The sequence below is a fragment of the uncultured Anaerobiospirillum sp. genome (assembly GCF_902485895.1).
GTDB classification, from domain to species: Bacteria; Pseudomonadota; Gammaproteobacteria; order Enterobacterales; family Succinivibrionaceae; genus Anaerobiospirillum; species Anaerobiospirillum succiniciproducens.
Map to the genome: position 1 here is coordinate 19,852 of NZ_CABTML010000003.1, position 22,773 is coordinate 42,624.

At 40.9% G+C, this 22,773-nt stretch carries 10 protein-coding genes; 6 read left to right on the forward strand and 4 right to left on the reverse strand.

Going from position 1 to position 22,773, the window contains the following annotated elements; genetic code table 11:
* Positions 1-343: 343 nt before the first annotated feature.
* Positions 344-1,813 carry a toxin-antitoxin system YwqK family antitoxin gene (locus tag RDO37_RS00100; RefSeq protein WP_308497680.1) on the reverse strand — a complete coding sequence of 490 codons (1,470 nt, stop codon included), beginning with the start codon at positions 1,811-1,813 and terminating at the stop codon, positions 344-346.
* A 1,563-nt stretch (positions 1,814-3,376) separates the two neighbouring features.
* Between RDO37_RS00100 and RDO37_RS00105 the strand changes: the two genes are divergently transcribed.
* The gene (locus tag RDO37_RS00105) at positions 3,377-3,826 is read left to right on the forward strand and encodes a hypothetical protein (protein ID WP_273319791.1); all 450 of its coding nucleotides are present in this window, start codon (positions 3,377-3,379) and stop codon (positions 3,824-3,826) included.
* Positions 3,827-4,204: 378 nt separating this feature from the next.
* Here the strand turns inward: RDO37_RS00105 and RDO37_RS00110 are convergent, their stop codons facing one another.
* Positions 4,205-6,424, reverse strand: a complete 2,220-nt coding sequence (locus RDO37_RS00110) for a transposase (protein WP_308497681.1) — start codon at positions 6,422-6,424, stop codon at positions 4,205-4,207.
* Positions 6,425-7,123: 699 nt separating this feature from the next.
* On the opposite strand from RDO37_RS00110, the gene RDO37_RS00115 reads away from it, so the two are divergent.
* The 3 genes from RDO37_RS00115 to RDO37_RS00125 all read left to right on the forward strand — a co-directional run bounded on the left by RDO37_RS00115 (position 7,124) and on the right by RDO37_RS00125 (position 13,128).
* Positions 7,124-8,797 carry an alpha-glucosidase gene (locus RDO37_RS00115; RefSeq protein ID WP_308497682.1) on the forward strand — a complete coding sequence of 558 codons (1,674 nt, stop codon included), beginning with the start codon at positions 7,124-7,126 and terminating at the stop codon, positions 8,795-8,797.
* A gap of 377 nt (positions 8,798-9,174) precedes the next feature.
* Entirely contained in the window at positions 9,175-10,593 is a 1,419-nt protein-coding gene (locus RDO37_RS00120) for a glycoside-pentoside-hexuronide (GPH):cation symporter (protein WP_308497683.1), read from the forward strand.
* An 861-nt stretch (positions 10,594-11,454) separates the two neighbouring features.
* On the forward strand, positions 11,455-13,128 hold the full coding sequence (locus RDO37_RS00125) for an alpha-glucosidase (RefSeq protein WP_308497684.1): 1,674 nt from the start codon (positions 11,455-11,457) through the stop codon (positions 13,126-13,128).
* A 727-nt stretch (positions 13,129-13,855) separates the two neighbouring features.
* Here the strand turns inward: RDO37_RS00125 and RDO37_RS00130 are convergent.
* Positions 13,856-15,232 carry a citrate transporter gene (locus tag RDO37_RS00130; RefSeq protein ID WP_308497685.1) on the reverse strand — a complete coding sequence of 459 codons (1,377 nt, stop codon included), beginning with the start codon at positions 15,230-15,232 and terminating at the stop codon, positions 13,856-13,858.
* A gap of 112 nt (positions 15,233-15,344) precedes the next feature.
* Positions 15,345-16,088: a hypothetical protein gene (locus RDO37_RS00135; protein WP_308497686.1), complete on the reverse strand. Its 744-nt coding sequence runs from the start codon at positions 16,086-16,088 to the stop codon at positions 15,345-15,347.
* 1,224 nt (positions 16,089-17,312) lie between these two features.
* On the opposite strand from RDO37_RS00135, the gene RDO37_RS00140 reads away from it, so the two are divergent.
* Together RDO37_RS00140 and RDO37_RS00145 are read left to right on the forward strand one after the other, a co-directional pair.
* Positions 17,313-19,226 (forward strand): site-specific DNA-methyltransferase, encoded by a 1,914-nt coding sequence (locus RDO37_RS00140; RefSeq protein ID WP_308497687.1) that lies wholly within the window; start codon positions 17,313-17,315, stop codon positions 19,224-19,226.
* A 212-nt stretch (positions 19,227-19,438) separates the two neighbouring features.
* Positions 19,439-22,516 (forward strand): DEAD/DEAH box helicase family protein, encoded by a 3,078-nt coding sequence (locus RDO37_RS00145; protein ID WP_308497688.1) that lies wholly within the window; start codon positions 19,439-19,441, stop codon positions 22,514-22,516.
* The last annotated feature ends 257 nt before the right edge of the window (positions 22,517-22,773 follow it).

The window sequence follows — 22,773 nt, forward strand, 5'->3', positions numbered from 1 at the left end:
CATTCACTTCGCTACAGCATTATGCCTTTTGAGCGGCATAGCATCTCGTATTGCGAAGAACATGAGTATTTGAGCGGCATATCTTCTTGTATAGCTAAGGTCATGGCAGCAAACATGTTGGAACAGCTTGCTACAGCAAGATAGAGCTAGCACCGCTAAACAGCCAGTGGCTAAACAATGACACAACAAGGACACATCTATTAGAGAGGCAATGCCATCACGATGATCTCATAATACAATGTGTGCGCGGCATTTTTATGGAGCTAAAGTAAAAACAGCAGTCGAATGACTGCTGCTTTTAAGGATTTTGCGATGCTTATGCTTATGCTTAAGCTAAAGCTTATTAACGGCGGTGATCGCAGGTTGGATCTCCTGAGCCGTTGTAGAAAGCATCGAGCTGATCTTGGGTAAACTTCTTACCGCAAGCACACTTGCCTTCAAATGGCTTGCCGTTCTCATCATAGTAGACGATGAACTTGAGGTGGCCTGCTAAGCTGTAGTGACGCTCTTCACCGACACGTACACCAGCCTTGAAGTTTGACTCCATGTGTATCACACCACTCTCATAGTAAGTCTTGGCAATGCCTTCCCAGAAACCGTTTACAGCGTTACCTTCAGTTTCGACATTACCATTGTCGTAATAAGTACGCTCTAAGCCCTCTGGCTCACCGTGGTTATAGAAAGCCTCATGCTTCATTAAGCCACGCTTCTCATCATCACCCATGAACACAATCTTACGATCGCCGTTCTCATCTTTTGGCTTGATGATAGAAACACCTGAAGTCTCTAAAACCTTTTGGGTTGCCTTAGCACCCTCACTCTCTGGCTCAGTGCTAGTGTCTAAAGAGTAGTACTCACGATCCCAGCCATTCTTCTTGCCATCGGAGAAAGTAGTCTCTGACTCAATGTAGCCATTCTCGTAATACATCTTACGAGTGCCGTTGAGTTCACCATCTTGGTAGAAAGCTACACGCTGAATCTTGCCAGAAATGTAGAACCACTTCTCAACGCCATGCTTAACACCGTTTTGGAATGGAGTCTCATGGTTGAGCTGGCCATCTGAATAATAAGAACGAGCTACACCGTGAATAATGTTATGCACATAAGGTGTCTCATTCATGATGGCACCTTGAGAGGTGAAGGTAGAGCTAATGCCGTGACGATCACCGTGCTCGTATTGATTTACATTCTTAATGGTGCCGTTTGGATAGAACTCACGCTGAGTACCATCGATGATGTCATCGGTGTAGTATGACTCGCGACGGATAGCATTACCCTGCTCAAAGTACTCAGTGTCAGCACCCTGCTTTTTAGAAAGACGATAGCTAGTAGTGCGGCGAATACCACCGTCTTCAAAGTACTGCTTCTCAACACCCTCTTTATAGCCTTTTACCCAAGGTGTTTCGATTTGAACATTACCGTTGGCAAAAAACACGCGCTCGCGTCCGTGACGAATACCATCAACTAATGGCGTCTCAGAGCGGATCATGCCATTTTCAAAGTAACTGCGCTCGGTAGTATGCTTCTTGACTCCCTTTTGAGCAGCCGCTGCATTAGGATCTGCCTTTGCTGCAGGCGAGCTTTGGGCTGCAGGTGCATTGAAAAACACCTTAGCCAAAGCTTCGACAGTAGACATACCTGTGGATGCAGCTTGCTGTGGAGCTGCAGGCCTACCCATGTCATTGGCAGGTTTGTCTTGCTTAGCTGGTCTATCACCCGGCATTAAGTGAGTGAGCTTTGGACCAGCGGCCAGCATTAGCTTTACGTTTGGATCTTGCTTGGCCTTTCTGAACTCTTGGTTAGTGTTCCGCACTTTCAGACATGCCCCTAAAAAGTTTCTCTAATAAGAGAAAGTAAACCAATAGCAATTACACATGACAGCACCTGGCTATAAAGGTGTTGCATATGCCCCGAGCTACGAGCATCACAAAGCTAAGCAAAAGCACCTTGTTGCCACCGCCACTGGCCGTTTTGTACAGCTATGGCAAGAAAAGGCACTGAAGTTACGGACAAATCAACTAACAGTACTTTTCGTGAACTACAAGGATTAACTCTTAATGACTATCTCTGTGCATGCCTATTCAATAGAGATCATGCATAGCAAACGCTATACAAATCCCTAATGTTGAGTCAATTTATAAACCTATTCTTGAGTTAAAACATCCTCAAGAAAGATCGCTTTAACAGTAATCTTGCTCAAAAGACTACCTTGCATCAAAGCCGTCGTTTTGATGAGGTGCGATAAGATCACACACCTAAGCCATCTAGATTTAATCTTATGCCATATGCTTTAGCATAAAAGCACTAAAAAGTGCCATGGTAAAGCCTATACAAAAGAGATTCCACTAAGGCTACTTAATGGGTCGAGATAGCGACTAAAACAAAACAACACTTTGCTCTAAGCAAAGATCGTGCATACTTTAAAAAGCAGTATGTGATTCTGTTGTGATTACACGAAAAAAGACATTTCATCAGTCATAACCACACACATATCAAAGTCTAATATTACTTACTTTTTAGAATATTTCACGATCGATCCTCAACCGCTTAGCAATTTTGAGTACATCATCACCAAACTAGCGAGTAAAACCTTACAGTTTCTCTCAAAAAGCAAAGTATCTTAGGTAAGTACAATGCTTATCTTTCATCAAATATCGCCGCGCAATTGACTAGCCATTTAGCCTGTAAAAAGAACTACTGACCAAACTTAGGTACCCTGCTCGCTAAGATACCCCAAAAGCCCATAAGTACATGCCAGTACAAAACCTAAAAACATCTATCAAAACCACGTAAGAGCACCAACACGAACCAAAGGCGTGTATGCAGATAACTTAATAGTCTGACGCTGTTTAGCATATGCTATGAGCTAAGGCCGCATATTCTACCCTAAAGTTATTAAGTTTTGATGCATATACGGTAAAACTTGCCTGTATCTGCACTTATATGGCCTCAAGGATATCTTTAGCCTCAGAGTTCTTTGCATCGAGCCCAACATATACACTTCCTAGCTGCTCAGAAAAATAAACATGTTGCTTACACTTAATGACGTTAAGTTGATTAAAGGCACTCTGACTTTTGCATTTTTAGACTATAAAAACGTGGATCGTTTCTGACTGCACACATGTTAAGTATGATTAGCAAGATATTCGCAATTTAAAACTTGACTCGCTTCACTTTGTCAGATGCTCGATCTCTAATAATCTGAGCAAGTGTCATATACTCAAATCATAGTTTAGAACCCTACTTTCATTGCCAAAGACAAACTACTCCCTGTCTTTTGCACTTAGCGCCTAATGAGGCTAAGGACGTGACTATGCTAAAACTGTCAGTAAGGGAATTTACAAGAAAACTTACACTCCCATTACTTGGATTAGTTATGGCTGCAGTTACACTAACCTTCCCTGCAACTGCATCTGCTGAAGTTTTCAAAACTCACTTCTTTACCGTAGATTTAGGCAACACCTGGCATGTACAAGGAAGACCTCAGAACATGCCGCACTCAGTTAACGTCAACTTCGTTAATCCTGGTGTGCAATCTAGCGTTAATATCGTCGTAGGCTCTGGTCAGATTCACCCAACTAAGTTACTTACTGACTTACAAAGAACCTTAGTAGCTCAGCATGCTAAAGTTAAGCCAATTGAGAGACAAGGCGACCTGCTCTACTTTGAGTTCATACTCAACGGCATCAAGGGTTACTCATGCGCTGGTACCAATGGCAAAGATGTTTCTAGCATCACCATCTTAGGCAAGCCTGAAGTAGCCTTTAGAATGCTCCACACCCTCAAGGCAAAGGATAAGAAACTCTTCCCACCTCTTAACAGATAGTTTCGTCATCTAACGCCAAATCGATTTTGATCTCCGCATACATATGCGCCACGGCCTGTAAGATCCCATCTTGCAGGCCGTTTTCTTTTGGCAGCAGCATGCTTTCATCATTGCCACGATCTATCTGTCATAACCTCTGCCACCTTGCAAACGATCTGGCACCTGCGACCGCACATCATGCCCATTAGTCGTCTCTGTACAATTAGGCAGATGATCTCCTGAATTTTTCTAAATTTCGCACAAAGACATCAAAGATATTGCCTAAAATATTCTTTCGTGCCAGAAGAGATTCATGCGATTCAACCTCTAAAACGGATAGTCATCTTTCTATTGCTACATCACAGTTAATGATGCCGTGCGCATCTGCTATAACACCAGTTACTGGATTTCAGTTTGCGCTAGTATAGCTGCCTCTCTTTCAAGAGTTTTGTTGTTCTTTCTGCCTTTAGGACGCCCACGGCCACGCTTTAGCGCTACAAGCCCAATGGATTGTTTGAAGGCCTCTCTTTCAAGAGTCTTGTTGTTTTTACGCCCTTTAGGACGGCCTGGGCCACGCTTAACTACATCCATGTCTATGGATTGTTTAGCCGCCTCTCTCTCAAGAGTTGCATTGTTTTTACGCCCCTTAGGACGACCTGGACCACGCTTAACCTTAACAATGCCACGAGCTTGCTCAGCCGCTTCTCTCTCAAGAGTTGCATTGTTCTTACGCCCCTTAGGACGACCTGGACCACGCTTAATCTTAACAATACCAAGAGCTTGCTCGGCTGCTTCCATCTCAAGAGTTTTATTGTTCTTTCGGCCCTTAGGACGACCTGGACCTCGTTTAACCTTGACTACTTCAAGCTTTTGTTCTGCAGCTTCTCTTTCAAGGGTTTTATTGTTCTTTCTTCCCTTAGGTCGACCGCGTCCTCTTTTTACATAGAGCTCTAATGTTCGAACTTGAGTTTTGTCTTTGCCTTCAGACTGCTGGTTTGCGACATCAGCAAATTTTTCTAAATGGCTGAACTCAATACCAAGTCGATCAAACAACTTTTCAATGTCGACACTGTAATTGTGGCAAGCCACGTATCTGCCAGAATTTACTCGACGAAGTGACACGCTATCAAGACTTTTTATTAGTCGATTCGTATCTTTTATCTTGAGTTCTTGGCAATTGACCATTATGTGGGTACGCAGGATTGATGCTACAAAGCCAACCATGAATCGAGCTTGTGCACCTTTATCTGAGTGAGCCCTAACAGTTCCACCGCCTAACTGAGTCTTTAGTTGTGAGAACTGCTTTTCGCTATAGTCGCGTAGACGGTAGAGTTCCGAAATCTCTAACGCACTTCTATCTTTGGCTGAAGCTATTGCATGAAATCCATTTTGACGCAATGACGACTGTACTTGCGCATTGTCGCGTTCAAATCCTATAACTCTTTCACCATCCTTAATAAGCTTAAAGTAACGTTTAAAGCCCTGAGGAATGGTCACCTTCACCGAGTTTTTCTCAATCTGATTAGCAATCTGTTCATGTGCCTCAAAAAGCTTTTCTACGAAGTTTTTTCCCTGCTTATACTTTCTTTGAGCAGAGAAGTACAAGGCTACACAGGCTTCACTCTTACTGTTTGCAAAGACTTTAACCTTTTCTTCAACTCCAAAGATGTATTCACTCGAAAGCAGAAATTCAGCCTTTTCATTGATTAAAGATTCACCATGCTTCTCAAGCATTGTCTTGAAGCCAGTTGTGGTTGATGTAAGCATGACAATGTAGTCAAGCCCTTTATCTGTCAATAGCTGAAGAACCTCTCTAGAGACAAATCCTCTATCTAAGATTACACCTTTGATCTTTAGGTTAGATGCAGCTAAGTACCTAATAATTTCGTCTATAGCTTTGCAATCTATCATGCCCCCATTGTTAACAAACCATGTTACAGGCAGCTTTGAGGCAGGGTCTACAGCCCATATATAACTGATGATTGGGCGATCCTTTAATGATTTAGAGTGGCCAAGCTCTGCTAAATCACTATTCTCCATGGCTAAGTCACTGTTTGAGCCATCAATACAGAGCCAGACGTCTTGCATGCCATTGGCAACACAACGATTCAACCATGCATCCCTGAAGTCGTGAATTTGAGTTGCGGTAATGTGTTTTGAAAACAAGTTAGAGAACCAGCTGTCATTCTCTCCTTTACCGAGAAAGAAAAGCTGATTTTCCATGGCTTGCTCATATGTCATTGCTACAGAAGATTGTTCTCTAATCATATAGCGAGCAAAGTCCATAATTGCATTGCCATGCCAAGGACCAAAGCATTCCTGTAAGTCATGGTATAGACCTGAGCTCAATCCAATGCTTAGAGAAACAGCGTAGTTTCCAACACTGATCATAGGAAGTGGGATTGGTGACTGTGGATAGTGATGCTTCCAAAGGTTTGGGTATTCAATACGAAAGTTATCGTTAGGCACCATCATGCCTGGCTCAGTCTCTTGCCCAATCTCACGTTTACTTTGAGTACCACTACTAGATTGTGAGGGGACATAAACTCTTTTGTCGTAACTTGAAACTTTGGCACCTTCAGGTATTGGAATTTGCTTTAGATTTCTGTACAAAGCCATGATAATATTGCTCTAAATATTACTTAGGATATTCATACGAATCGTATGAATAATTATAGCATATTACCAATGGTTTCGTGAGTGATTTTCTAAAAATAAAAAAGGGCTAAAGCATCAGGTTTATGAAGCTTTAGCCCTTAATAATTGTGTAAGATATGTTGTGTTTATATATAAGATATTGTACGAAATTTAGAAAAATTCAGGATGATTAAGTTCATATTGTGTAATTATTATCTCAAAGATTTATCGCTTTGATAAGCTAACATACCTTGAACTACGCTTGAATGATTTAGCACTAACGACAGAAATCTCATATTTACGCTATTTAATAAAGTTTTCTACTCAATATGTGCTCAAAATCAATTTGTGCAACAGATCACAAAATTTGCAGCCAAATGTTAATTTAGTGTATTTTTTGATGATTTTTTTGGACTTTTTCTAATTTGTCTTAATTTATACTTAACAACCATTTAAGGCGATAATATTTTGCATGTATTTGCAAAAAAAATGACTGCAACAATTCACATTGCCTGAATAATTTGGCTCCTGCTTTGTAGATTAAGATTTGACTGTGTGTTTGCTTTTTACAAGCAGGAGATGTTGTTTTTGTACATAAGGAGTGTCCTCTTAGCTTTGTATGTGAACCCCTAATTTGATTAGGGTTAGCTTAAGAGGCGATTGTGATTCTTGGAGATTACCGTGTCTAATAAGTGGTGGGGCCAAGTTGCCTATCAAATTTATCCAAAGTCATTTTGTGACTCCAATGGTGATGGTATCGGCGACTTACAGGGTATTATTTCTAAGCTTGATTACCTTAAAGATTTAGGCGTTAAGCTTGTCTGGTTATCCCCTATTTTTAAGAGTCCATTTGTAGATCAGGGCTATGATATTGCAGACTATCAGGCCATTGATCCTACCTTTGGCACCATGGAAGATTTTGATGAGCTCTTAGCTAAAGCTAAAGAGCGTGGTATTTCCATCATTTTAGACTTAGTAATCAATCACTGCTCCTCTGAGCATGAGTGGTTTAAAAAAGCTTGTGCCGATCTTAATAGTGAAGAAGCCAAGTACTTTTACATTCGTGAAGGCAAGAATGGTTGCCCTCCTGACAATTTACGCTCTTATTTTGGCGGCTCTGTTTGGGAGAAATTACCAGGTCATGAAAATGAAGACTTATGGTATTTACACTACTTTTGCAAAGAGCAACCTGATTTGAATTGGTACTATGAGCCATTACGCCAGAAGCTTTATGACATGATCAATTTCTGGCTAGAAAAGGGTGTTGCTGGCTTTAGAATTGATGCCATCATGAATATTGCCAAAGACCTAACCTTCCCAGGACTTCCTGCTGATGCACCTGACGGCATGTGCTCAGCTGCTAAGATGACAGCTAAGTTATCTGATGAGGCTGCTACTTTCTTACACGAAATGAACAATGCCACCTTTAAAAAGCATGGTGCCATTTCTGTTGCTGAGGCCTTTGGTGTTAACCCTGAGTCTTTACGCAACTATATTGGTAAGGATGGTTTCTTTAGCACTATTTTCGACTTCTCTGCTCGTGAACTTAATGAGAAGTACCCTGCCTACTACCGTTTCCGTCCAGTAAGCATTGCTAAATGGCGCGATACTATTTTTGCTAGCCAAGAGCGTGTTAATGATATTGGCTTTATGTGCCCTATCATTGAAAACCATGATGAGCCACGTGGCGTTTCTTACTATTTACCACGCCATGCTCAAAATGCTGATGGTGCCAAGGCTTTTGGTGCAGTTAATGTACTCTTAAGAGGCATGCCATTTATTTACCAAGGCCAAGAAATTGGTATGACCAATACTCGTTTTGACTCTATTTATGAGTTTGACGATGTAGCTGCTAAGGATAACTACAAAGTTGCTCTTAAGGCAGGTTTTAGCGAGCGTCAGGCTTTAGATATTCTCAATATCGAATCCCGTGATAATGCTCGCACCCCAGTTTTATGGTCTGATGAGAAAAACGCTGGCTTCTCCAGCGCACAGATTACCTGGCTTAAGGTTCACCAGGATTATAAGAACTTAAATGTTCGTGCTCAGCAAAATGATCCTGACTCAACCTTAGCTTTCTATCAGAAGTTAATTGCTTTAAAGAACAATGAGCCATACCACGATATCTTAACCGATGGTAAGTTCGTAGCTTTAGAGCCACAAGCAGAATATGTTGTTCCTTTTGCTCGTGAGCTTAATGGCAAGCAAATTCAAGTAATTGCTAACTTTGAAGACAGTGCTATTGTTCATAAAGTTACCCCTAATGCTCAAGTAGTTTTAAGCTCCAAGAGCGTAGAAATTAAAGATAACCAAATTATCATTCCTGCCGTATGTGCAGTAGTGGTCGCACTATAGTTAGTTAAAAAACCATTACCTTTTGAGCTAAGAGCAATACTTGTTTTAGCAAGGTTACTTTTAGCCCAATATCAGGCTGCTGCTATCATTCTTTTACTGTTAATTGCTCCACCCATACTCTAATAAGAAAGTAGCAGCCATCATAATAACTATTTACTTTGCTCGTTCTATAGTTGTTATAGCCAAACCAGTTGCCTTGATGAAAAGACTAATGCTCATAGCTCTTGTTCATATCTTTTTACTCTTTTGTCTATGATGGAGTATAGACAAAATCAAGGTTTTGTGTGTGTTTAATGATAGAGCTTTGGTGCTCATTCATGCTTTTACAGAACTTCTTAGATTTAAACACTCTAAGTTAGTCTTAAAAGGAGTTACTCATGTTGTTTCCTCGTCTTGCAAACAACCCTCAAAAAGATCCTAAGATTGGATTTGGAGAGAAATTTTCCTATGGTTTAGGCGATTTTGCTAGCCAGATGCTCTACACTCCTACTGGCAGTATTTTGATTTACTATTACACTGAGTTTGTAAACGTCAATATTGCTGTTGTAGCAACCATTATGTTGCTCTCACGTTTCCTTGATGGTTTTTCCGATCTATTTGTTGGTTGGTTAATCGAACATACCAAGAGCCCTTATGGTAAGGCTCGTGCATGGCTGCTCCGCATGTTGATTCCATTCTTCATTGCCATGGTGGCTCTGTTCTCAGTGCCTTCAGGGATGTCTGATTGGTTCAAATATGTCTACATCTTTGTGTCATACAACTTTGCCATTACTGTGGTTTATACCGCCATTAACCTCCCTTATGGCTCTATGACCACTACTATGACCAATGACTCTCACCAAAGATCTATTATCGTTATCTACCGTATGCTTTTAGCTACCGCAGGTAACACCTTAACCTTGATTGTAACCTTACCTATGGTTGAGTTCTTCGGTAATGATCAGGCCGCTTGGACTATTACTTTCCTGATCTTAGGTGCAGTAGCTTGCTTCTGCTTCTTCTTAACCTTTGCTTTCTGTCATGAGCGTATTGTTACACCAGTACCTGAGAAGAGCGATTTAAAGACCACTTTAAAGGTAGTCAAGGGCTTATTCCACAACAAGTATTGGATCATGTTAACTTTCGCCATGTTAACTACCTTTACTTCTGACACGGTATTTGGTACCGCTAATACTTACTACTGCCGTTACTTCTTGGACAACCCAAATCATATTGGTACTTTTGCCACCATTATGAATGTCTTTAAGGTTGGTACCATGATCTTAATCTTACCAATTGTGCTCAGAACTATTGGTAAGAGAAACGCTCTGATGTTTGCCTGTGCTGTAATTGCTTGTGCTGCATTAATTAGATTTATTGATCCATATAGCGCTACTGTAGCTTTCATTGCCGCTGCTATTTGGGGCTTCGGTCAAGGCTTTACCTACGCTTGCGTATTCGCCATGTTACCTGACTGTGTAGAGTATGGTGAGTACATTGATCACGAGCGTCACGAGGGTATGGTTTACTCAGGCGCAAGCTTTGGTATGAAGTTAGCTGCTGGCTTAGGTGCTGTATTAGCATCCTCAGTAATGCAATTTGGTGGCTATGTTAACGGCGCTACAGAGCAGACTGCTGAGGCTATGAACACCATCTTATTAGCAACCACTGTATTACCAGCTGGCCTCTTTATCCTTGGTATTGTCTCTGTACTTGGCTATAAGCTTGACAAGATCTATCCTGATATTATCAAGGAGTTAGAAAGACGTAAGGTTGAGGGCGATCCTTTAGCCCCTAACTACAAGACTCAGAACTAAATGGCACTATAGTTAGATCTTTTATCGCCGGGAGCACTAACTAAAGTTAGTGCTCCTATAGGCTCTATCACAGAGCCTATAAAATTAGCACCCCACCTCTAAGCTGCCTCACCAAGCCCAAGCCCAAGTCCTTATCCCCTACTCTCCACTTTTGAAGACCATCAAAACCTAGCACGCCCCTAAGCACCACTCTTTATCAAACAGCAAGATATTTGCTAAAAGTTAATCAAAAGTATTGGACACTCCCCCTCATATTTTAGTGACTTAATGCTCTTTGCTATTGCCAATCTTATTGGCTGCTAAGGCACTATTGGTGAGGTAGAAGTTTAAGCACCAACTTGTTAGGTTGGCTAAGGTTGCATTGAAGGTTCTAGCAGACTATGCAAGCGTAGGCCATGGCCTGATAAGGACATGACCTGCTAAGCGTATGGGCTGTGCTTAGTATGAGGTTTCAAATCAATACAGCATATAGGCGAATCCCAGCTCATCGGTCACTTTGTGATAAAGGTCACTCATATTCAGCGATCTTAATAAGTTATAGTTAATATAGTGTACTTTTTAGCCAAAAAGTCATAACAGATTATCTTATTAGCTCTCTATAATTGCTCTTGTAGGAACAGGGGTAAATGTTCACTAAATCGGCTTTTACTCTTATTTATTTCCTAAAGATTTGTTTTATTAAGCATCTAATTTAGTTTTAGCTATAGGTTAATCTAAGCAAGTTTTTAACCTTTATTAAGCAAGACTATAGTCATGTGATTGACATTGTAGTTGTATTTTTACCTTGGGCTGATTAACACTAATTCTAATTAAGTCATTACGTGTGTGTTTACAGTCAGCTATTGTCTATTGGAGAAGAATATGCAGACCAAGTGGTGGCATGGCAAAGTAGCCTATCAAATTTATCCAAAGAGCTTCAAAGATACCAATGGTGATGGTTTTGGTGATTTACCAGGTATTATTGAAAAGATCCCTTATTTAGCTGACTTAGGTATTGAGCTCTTATGGATCTCTCCTATTTATAAGTCACCTTTTGCAGATCAGGGTTACGATATTGCTGACTACCAAGATATCGATCCTATCTTCGGTTCCTTAGAAGACTTCAAGAAGTTAAAATCTGAGGCTGATAAGTACGGTATTGGCATTATTATGGACTTAGTCGTAAACCACTGCTCTGATGAGCACGAGTGGTTTAAGAAGGCTAGTGCTGATCCAACTTGTGAAGAAGCCTCTTACTTTATTTTCCGTGAAGGCAAGGATGGTAAAGAGCCTAACAACTTACGTGCTTGCTTTGGCGGCAGCGTATGGGATAAGGTTCCAGGCCAAGACAATCTTTACTACTGCCACTTCTTCCACAAGAAGCAACCAGATCTCAATTGGTTCAATCCAAAACTTCGTGAGAAGATCTATGAGATGATGAACTGGTGGTTAGTGGACATGGGTATTGCTGGCTTCCGTGTTGATGCCATTATGTGTATCGGTAAAGATCCTACCTATCCTATGTACACTCCTGATAGCGTAGGCGATGGCATGTGCTCCTGCGGCGTGATGAACAGCCAAAACGTTGATGTTGCCTTAAACTTCTTACGTGAAATGAATAGCCGTACCTTCCACCCTAACGATAAGTTCTCCGTAGGTGAAGTATTTGGTATTACTAAGGACAACGTAAAAGACTTTATTGGCGATGATGGTGTATTTAGCTCCATCTTTGATTTCTCCGCTCGTGAAGCTTTAACCAAGCACTACTGCTTCTATGGCTTTGAGAAGTTAAGCGTAGCCCAATACCGTAAGGTAATTTTTGAGGCTCAAAAGACTGCCGGTGATATTGGCTTCTTAGCCCCAGTTATCGAGAACCATGATGAGCCACGTGGTGTTTCTACCTACTTACCACTTATGTGGCAAAACGCCAAGGGTGCTAAGGCATTAGGTACTGTAAACCTCACCTTAAAGGGCGTTCCTTTCGTATTCCAGGGCCAAGAGCTTGGTATGCTTAACACCAAGTTTGACAACATCGATGAGTTAGATGATTGCCAGAGCAAGGATCAATACCAGATGTGTCAAGAGCAAGGCTTATCTGAGACCGTTACTATGCAGGTCTTAAATGATCAAGCTCGTGACCATGGCCGTGTTCCAATGCTATGGGATGATAGTCAGTACGCTGGCTTCTCAACTGTTAAGCCATGGATGAAGGTTAACCAGGACTACAAGACTGTTAACGTAGCTTCTGAGCAAAAGGATCCTAACTCTGTACTTAACTACTACAAGACCTTAATTAAGTTACGTAAAGATCCTAAGTACATTGAGGCCTTTACTTATGGTGAGTTTGTTGCCTTAGAGGATCCAAACGACCACACCATCGCTTACTTACGTAAGGGTAAAGAGCACACCTTAATGGTAGTTGCAAACTTTGGCGCTGCTCCAGTTAAGTTTGACGTTAACGAGAGCAGCCAAATCTTATTAAGCTCTGATAAGGCTACTATCGAGAATAAGCAAGTAATCGTTCCAGAAGGCACTTCTGTCATCGTATTGCTTTAATTAAGGCTTAAACACCAAAAGGCGATATTTCTGCCTACACAACTAAAGTTCATTAGAGCACACACCTCAAGAGGCCTTGTTTACCCACAAGGCCTCTTTTTATCAAACCGTCCCAAAAGCATCTAAAGTTTTGCCACACAAACTTTCCACGAACGCTTATCCTCCCGAAGGCAAAACCTCCCCTGCAATAGACCTTCCTAGGCTAACAGTAGAGCAGCCTATTCACCTATACAGTAGTTTTAATCAACCCTAGCTATAAGGCACATTGTGTAATCGCTTCACTAGCAACTCTATAAGATAAAGCTCTTTATTGGCAGCAGCTTTGCCTTGCCTTGCCTTGCCTTGCCTTGCCTTAGCCTTGCCTTAGCCTTAGCCTTGCCTTAGCCTTAGCCTTAGCCTTGCCTCAGCCTTAGCCTTAGCCTTTTCTTTTGTTTTTGCTTTTCCCTACTAAGCTTTAGAAGTTCATATTGCTTAAGATATTCGCACGAATCGTACGAATAATTATGGCATATTATCAATGGTTTCTTGAGTGCTTTCTAAAAATAAAAAAGGGCTAAAGCATCAGGTTTATGAAGCTTTAGCCCTTAGTAATTGTGTAAGATATATTGTGTTTATATCTGAGATATTGTACGAAATATAGAAAAATTCAGGACGGTTAAGTTGGCTGTGTTTTAAAACTGTGCCAGTCTATGCACAGTTATTTAGTGTCCTATTCTGTATATTTATACTAGTCCTGTGTCACAGGAGCAGGAGCTGCCGCACTATCTTGAGCCTCAGGCATGAATTGTACTTGAGGTGGGATAGCTGCATTCTTGTGAATTTTAGTGTTACCAATAGCTTCTTGCTTGGTAATAGGTTCAGGCATTTGATCTGGTGGGTTGCCCTTCATCGGATCCCAACCTAAGGTAATGAGGTACACACCAAAACCAATTACGAAGGCAAAAGGAATGTGCCAACCATAACGTAACCAGTTCATGAAGGAGCGGGCCTTAGGGAAGACGTTACATACGGCTACACCTGCAGAGGAACCGAACCAAATCATGGAACCACCAAAGCCTACAGCATAAGAGATTAATGCCCAGTCATAGCCACCCTTAATTAAAGTTAATTGAGTTAATGGGATGTTATTAAATACTGAGGACACGAAGCCAATAGCCATAGTAGATAAGATGGAAGCATCTGGTACTGAGTCAATAGGAACTAACTCAGCGCAGAATACTAATGCAATCAAGAATACGGTGGACTCAATAGCAGTTAAGCCTTCACGGAAGTTAATCTTAACAAAAGGAGTACCAATTAAGATTGCAATCCAAATACCTAAAGCAGGGAACTCAAAGAAGTAGTTGAAAATAATAGCGCCAGCTAAGATTAAGCCTACTAATGCGATACGGCGATTTTCAACTTTAACACCACCCTCTGGAACAAAAATATCTTGAGTATAGTGATGTTGCTGACGAGCACCAAAAAAAGCTAATACTAAGAAAGCAGAAATAGCAGGAATAAAGGCATGAGCTAAAACTAAAGGATCCTTACCATAAATCCAAATTAAGGTAGTGGTAGTATCACCTACAACAGAGCCAGCACCACCAGCGTTAGAGGCCGCACAGATAGCTGCAATGTAACCAATATGTACCTTGTTTTTGTATAAGGTAGCTGCCATAGAACAGCCAATAATTGCTGCTGCAATATTATCCAAGAAAGTAGAGAGGATAAATACAAAAGCTAGCAAGGCCATGGCACCAAAGATGCCTTGAGGAAGATAGCGTGGTAGTACAGCAGGGAAGCGAGACTCTTCGAAAATGCTAGCTAAAATAGCAAAGCCAGGAAGCATTAAAGCTAGGTTTAAATAAGTGTTCCAAGATCCTTTAACCCATTGGCCATCTGCATTGGTATAACCAATAACCTTATGAATTACAGAAAAGCCATCAATAAATTCATACTTGTAAAAACACAAGCATAATAAACCTATAATGGCAACATGCATGGTCTTATTGTAGAAAACAGCAACGCCGAGCAAAATAAGACCAAAGATAATCATCTCATAGCGAATGCCATAGATGGTAGTAGTGGTGAAAATAGTTTCACTGGCACAGGCAGGAGCCATGGTCACCAGTCCCAAAGCTATTAAGCTGAATAATTTTAATAACAAGGGCATATCAAACCTTTCATTCAAACATTGCTAAATAGCAACACACACACAAACTAATTTAAAGTTATCACACACGATTTTCAGGTGAGTTTTTGCTATCACCTTCACTCTTATCTTGATCTTTAATAGTAGAGTGATTCTTTAAAAACTCATCAGAGGCGCTTGCACCTGGATCAAAGATCTTTTTACGTGGACGAGCTTTTGCTACTACCTCGTCGCTTTGAATACGTAAGATAAACTCTGGGGCATCGGAGTAATCAGTATGAAGACCTAAGCGCTGTACCCATACCCAGAAAGCAAAAATAATGAAGTGAGCATAGAGTAAACGTAAGATAAGTAAACCATGTTGTTCAAAGTAGTTTAAGACAAAAACTACCACAATAGGTCCTAATGCCCAGCCACCTAAAGCAAGGGCGGAGGCACCACCAGTTTTAGCTGCTTTTACTTGGACTTTAAAGTTAGCAGTAAAGTACCAGCTCATAGCGACACCAGTAACTAAAAGACCAACGATGAGCATGGCCTGGTTCATGGCTAAAGACATGAACAGTAAGCCTATCATTAAGATTAAAACATCTTGCTCAAACACGGCTTTTACACCAACCTTTGGAATTAAAGGGCGTAAGATCAACATGCCAATAATGAGGCCTGCAATAAAGGTTGCGCTAACCACAATTGCAGCAATTGAAAATTCGCTATTAAAAAATGAGATCCATAAAGGTAGACCTGCAAAAATAGCAACCACTACACCAGCACATAAATAGCCAGTAGCTATAAAAATGCCTCGTCTTACTAATTGTTCGTTGGTTGGCATAAAATTCACCAGAGTTATCATTAACAATATTTTTTAGACTTTAAGAAAAGATTAAAGAGCTCAAAACATTGTTGTGAGAGATTTTGGTTAACAGCAAGTTAATTGTTTACTTCCAAAATACGCCAATAATGAAAACAAAAGAGGTATTTTTACCTAAAGCACACTCATAGACCTCAAAAGGCAGTTTTACTTAGGGATCTAAGTGTAATAAGTGCTTTGCAACAAGGACTTAATAGAGCGTAGAAGATCTATTAAAGATCGGCCAAAATACTTTAAATAAACGCTAACTCAATTGTTTTGGCAATATTGACTCATCCACATAATAGCGCAACTTTGTGATTTCTTTAACCACCTTTAATAATAAAAATAACCATTAGTGAGCAATTGAAAGCAATTGAGCTAAGATAATTTACAGCACTTTCCAGTAACGTAGCTTGGCAACTAAAACGAGAATTTATAGATGATTCGGTATACCGTTAACTTATGAGGCTTGCGTAATAGAAAACTACATGTACGGATCATGTAGAACCATGGTCAAAATCATATAGCAAAAGCCTTATATAAGCCACTCCCTAAAATCGACCAAGTACTTAGCTCAGTAGCTGCAGCACCCCCTACTCTAGATAGGCTCAAATGAAGATGCTTAGAGCAAGAACGTGATGCACTGCAGCTTGCAAGATCCCACCTTGCAGGCCGTTTTCTTTTGTCAGCAGCATGCTTTCATAATTGCCACGATCTATCTGTCATAACCTCTGCAGCCTTGCAACAATCCAGCACCAACGCCCGCACATCAATGCCCATTAATCGTATCAATACAATTAAGCAGATAATCAAGATTCCATGATCTTTGATACCCAATACGACGCGCTTTATGCAAATCATTTATTCCCATGTATCATAGATGCGCTATACTTTTAATCTCATCCCGTTAGAGCTATTAATCTCAGATTATTGGCCAAAGACCTCAAAAACCAATGCTAGACCACTAAAAGTCATTTTTTAGCAATTGCTATACAAACATGCGTACTCCTTGCTAATGGTAATTAGTAATGCCTTGGTGCTTGGCCTTAATTTAATCGGAGCAACATAAATGTCGCTAATAAAGATCTGTACACTTGACAAGTGCAATCATAATTGTGTAGGGGGGGGGGGCACGAAATCTCAACCTACTCTCTAGTATAAAAACCGCAAATTTAAGCCATTCTTCACTTTGCGAGGTGCAAAATGGAGAAGCTTAAAATGCACAGCGGCAATGTCACTAGCTCTAACATCGAAGCTCTTGCTCAGATATTCCCTGACTGTATTACTGAGGCTACTGATGAAAATGGCCAAGTAGTACAAGCAGTAGACTTTGACAAGCTCAAAGCAACCTTATCATCTAAGATCGTTGAAGGATCCCAAGAGCGTTACAACTTCACTTGGCCTCAGAAATCTGACGCCATTCGTCTTGCCAACGCCCGCACATCCAAAACATTACGTCCATGTCGTGAAGAAAGTCTGGACTTTGATAACACAGGCAATCTATACATCGAAGGCGATAACCTCGATGTACTCAAAGTCCTACGCAATACCTACCGCTCTCGTGTAAAGATGATCTATATCGATCCTCCTTACAACACCGGTAATGACTTTGTATATGAAGACGATTTCACCATGGACTCTGACGAGTTCCTACATCTTAGTGGCCAAAAGGACAATGACGGCAATAGACTTGTTGTAAACAGCAATTCTAACGGTCGTTTCCACACTGACTGGCTCAATATGATCTACCCACGTCTTAAGGTTGCCCGAGATCTTCTGCGTGATGATGGAGTGATCTTTATATCAATTGACGATAACGAATCACAGACATTGAGAATGATATGTGATGAAGTTTTCGGCATCGAAAACCTGGTGGCACAAATCCCATGGCAGTCTAGAACTTCTAAACAGAATGATACTGATTTTAGTATCAACCATGAGTACATATTAGCCTATGCTAAAAAGAGAAGAAGAAAAAACCGTCGAATTAAAGAGAATAACTCTACTGAATGGCATAAAAGCGACTCATTTGTTTGTAAGCCACTACCTCTAGATAAGACTAAATTTGCTAATCCTGACAATGATCCGCGTGGGCCATGGAAAACAAATCCTTTTGATGCCCCAAACGAAAGAAAAAACCTAACCTATCTAATAACTAATCCGAATACTGGTGAACAATTTTTGCCACCTTCAGGCCGTTGTTGGTGTACAGATCATAAAAACTACCTAAGATATCTAAACGATGGTCGTATCTTATTCGGCAAGTCAGGTACTGGAAGACCGCAATTAAAAGTCTTTTACGAGGAAAAGAAAGAATTCGGTTCCGTTGATGACTCTTGGTTTAGTGGAGAGTTAGTGGGTACAACCACTGAAGGCACAAAAGAACTCATGAAGCTTATGGGGCAAAAGGTATTCGATATGCCTAAGCCAACTTCTCTACTTAAAAAGCTATTAACTTTAGCTAATACAAAGGATGACGATATTATATTGGATTTCTTTTCTGGATCTGCAACTACCGCTCATGCTGTTATTGAGTTGAATGCAATAGAAGGCTTTAATCGTAAGTTTATTATGATTCAAATTCCTGCTGCTATTGATGAAGATAGTTTATCTTTCAAGGCAGGCTACAAGACAATATGTGAAATAGGCAAAGAACGAATCCGCAAAGCTGGAGCACAAATAAAATCTGAGTTTGGAGATCAAGCAAAGGATCTTGACGTTGGTTTCCGTGTTCTTAAGCTTGACAGCTCTAATATGGAAGATACGTTCTACATTCCTAATCATGTGAATCGTAACTCGCTTGTATCTGATAACATCAAGCAAGATCGTTCTAGTGAAGATTTACTGTATCAGACCATGCTTGAGACTGATGTATTGCTGAACTCTTCTATCAGTTTGGAACATATAAACAACAAAGAAGTGTTCATTGTACGCGACGGCTACCTGATTGCTTGCTTTGATGAGTACATCGATCTTGCCACAGTGAAAGCTATAGCCGAGCGTAAGCCGGTGTATTTCATCACGCGCGATGGCTCTATGGCTAGAGACGATGTTGCAGATAACATGGAGCAGATCTTCATGGCTATCTCACCAAACACTACAATTAAGGTGCTCTAGCTCCTTAATCTGTTCTACTTCTAAACAAAAAATATCTTTAGCGCTTAGTAGCTATCCACCAGCAATCTGGCAGGTATAGCTTTAGAGCCTCTTAGCTATATTCTGCAGGTAATCTGGCAGGTATAGCTTTAGAGCCTCTTAGCTATATTCTACAGGTAATCTTGCAGGTATAGCTAATGTCTTTTGCCTTATTCTGACTGAGTATTTGGGTTATGGAATTTCAGTTCAAGAAACAACAGTATCAGACCGATGCAGTTAGCAACACCGTTGAAGTATTCACAGGTCAACCATATCAAGATGGCTATAGCTATATCTTAAGCACTAAACAAGATGCTTTTAAAGTTGTTCGGGATGAATATGGTCTACGTAATGCACCTTTGAATATTGGTCCAAACCTCAAAGAGCGCTTACTCCTTAATATACAGGAGGTCCAAAAGCGTTCTAATATCCTGATGTCAGATAAGCTTGTTGGCGATCCTAAGCTAGGCTCATGCGTTTTAGATATCGAGATGGAGACAGGCACTGGCAAAACCTACGTCTACATCAAGACCATATTTGAGCTCAACAAGCGTTATGGCTGGGAAAAGTTCATTGTTGTTGTGCCTAGCATTGCGATTCGTGAGGGTGTTGTAAAGAGCTTCTCTATGCTCGAGAGACACTTTTTCAATGAGTATGAGAAGAAGGCTGAGTACTTTGTTTATGACTCATCCAACCTCTCTATGCTTAGACAGTTTGCAACATCTGACAATATTGAGGTCATGATTATTAATATTCAGGCCTTCAATAGCTTTGATGAATCCAAGAAGAATAACGTAACTCGTACAATCTACTCTCAGCGTGATGAGTTTAACTCTTTACGTCCTATCGACGTTATTGCTAGAACTAATCCTATTATGCTGATTGATGAGCCGCAAAAGGCTGAAGGTAAGAAGACAATTGATGGCCTGGCTCAGTTTAATCCACTCTTTACCATCAACTACTCAGCAACTCACCGCACTAAGCACAATTGTATCTACGCACTAGATGCAGTGGATGCCTTTGAGCAGAAGTTAGTAAAGCGAATTTCTGTAAAGGGTTTTGAACTTAAAAACCTTAGTGGATCCGATGGTTACCTTTACTTAGATAGCATTTTACTTTCTCGTGATGAAGCTCCAGTTGCACTTGTTGAGATGGAGGTTAAGACTGCCTCAGGCAAGACTGTTCGTAAGAGTTTAAAACTCAGAGCTAATGACGATCTTTTTGTAGCATCGCATGAGCTCAATCAGTACAAAGACTTGCGTGTTAGCGAGATTCTGCCTGTATATAACTGCATCAAACTATCTGATGGTTCAGTCATTTACAAGGGCGATGTAGCTGGTGATAAAAGTGAAGATGCACTGCAGCGTGTACAGATTCGTGAGACTATACGCTCACACTTTGACAAAGAAGAAGACCTCTTTAATCGCGGCATCAAGACCTTAAGCCTTTTCTTTATTGATGAGGTTGCTAACTACAGAGGCTACTCAGAGGATGGCCTAGAGGTTAAAGGAAAGTTTGCTCAATGGTTTGAAGAAGAGTACCACTCTTTACTTATGCAGACACTTGAGCGTATTGAGGAGGGCTTCAAGAATGCACCTCCTGAAGAGCTTAATAAGCACGCCTACTATCAGTACTTGCTTAAGACCAAAGATCATGAGGCATCGGTTCACAATGGCTATTTCTCAATCGACAAAGGCCGCGCCGTAAACTCTAAGACCAAGAAAGATGGCATTTCAGATGACACCTCGGCCTATGATTTGATCCTACGCAATAAAGAGCGTCTACTGAGTTTTGAAGAGCCGACTAGATTTATCTTCTCTCACTCGGCATTGCGTGAAGGCTGGGATAACCCTAACGTTTTCCAGATTTGTACGCTACGCCACACCAGCTCAACCATCAACAAGCGTCAAGAAGTTGGCCGTGGCTTACGTCTGTGCGTAAATGACCAGGGTGAACGCATGGATATTTCAGTACTGGGGGATAATGTCCATGAGCTCAATACTCTGACTGTTATTGCCAATGAAAGCTACGAAGACTTTGTTGATACTCTTCAATCTGAGACCAAAGATGTACTGCGCGAACGTCCAACTGTGATCGATCTGAAGCTCTTCAAGGGCAAGAAAGTAAAGCTAGAAGACAACACCGTTCACAGTATCACTGAGCAGGAAGCAGCTATGATCTATAGCTACTTCTTGAGCAATGATTACATTGACGATTATGGTCTCGTTACCGATGCTTATAAGCAAGCTGTTGAGGCTGGTACAACTGTTTCTGTTGGTACAAAATTAGAAAAGCTGTCTATGTTTATTCATGAGGCGGCCCGCTCAACCTACGCTCAGACCACTGCACTTAAGAACATGGTTTATAACGAAAATAAACATGCTCTTGTGAATAATGGCCTGAACGAAAACTTTAGAAGTAAAGAGTTTAAGGAACTGTGGAGAAGCATCAACAGAAAGTACTTCTATACTGTTTCATATGACAGCTCAGAGCTCATCCAAAATGCAGCTGCAGCTCTAGCTCAAGAGCTCAATGTTGACGAGATGCTAGTTAAGATCAGTACCGGTAATCAGATTGATGCAGAATCATTCAAGGCAAAATCTAGCCGCACCGAGCTTAATCTTGGCATCGAAGGTTCTTCGGTTAAGTATGATCTTGTGGGCGATATTGCCAAGGGAGCTAAAATCACTCGTAGAACTGCCACAAAAATCCTTAAGAGCCTTTCTGATGAGAAGTTTGGACTCTTTGCCAAGAATCCAGAGCAATTCATCGCCCGCGCAGTAAGGATTATTAAAGAGCAAAAAGCAACTATGTTAGTTGAGCATATAGTTTACGAGCCTCTGAGCGATACTTACTCAAGCAATATCTTTACTGAAGTTAAGCATTCGGCCGATGCATCTAATATCATCACCTCAAAACACATTACAGACCGTCTGTTCTATGATGCTGAGGTAGAAAAATCCTTTGCCAATGAACTTGAGAAGGCTGAGGAAGTATGTGTCTATGCCAAACTGCCGCGTGGTTTCTATATTCCAACTCCAGTTGGCCGCTATTCACCTGACTGGGCGGTGACTTTTAAGGAAGGACAAGTAAAGCATATTTACTTCGTGGCTGAAACCAAGGGCGACATTTCCTCTATGCAGCTGCGCAAGATTGAAAATACCAAGATTGAGTGCGCTAGACGTATGTTCAACGTAGATGCGTCAAAAATCCGCTATGAAAAAGTTGCGACCTTCGATGACCTGCTACGCTGTGCAGTACGTACCGTTTAGTCCTGCCAAACTCGAACTTATCTAAGTTCTTCATGCATTAGTAATATTACAGTCACATCATGATTTGATGTGATTGTAATATCATTTATCTTCATACCATATAAGATGCACGCCAACTTTTGGCTATTCTATGCAAAGTAGATTAGTTTAGTGCGCATATTTAGGTTTTGTCCTTTCTAATAGCCTATAATTATCATTCAGGCTAGTTGATGGTAATCTAACTAAATCCCCTCTATGAGCTCTTTCTTGGTACAAGT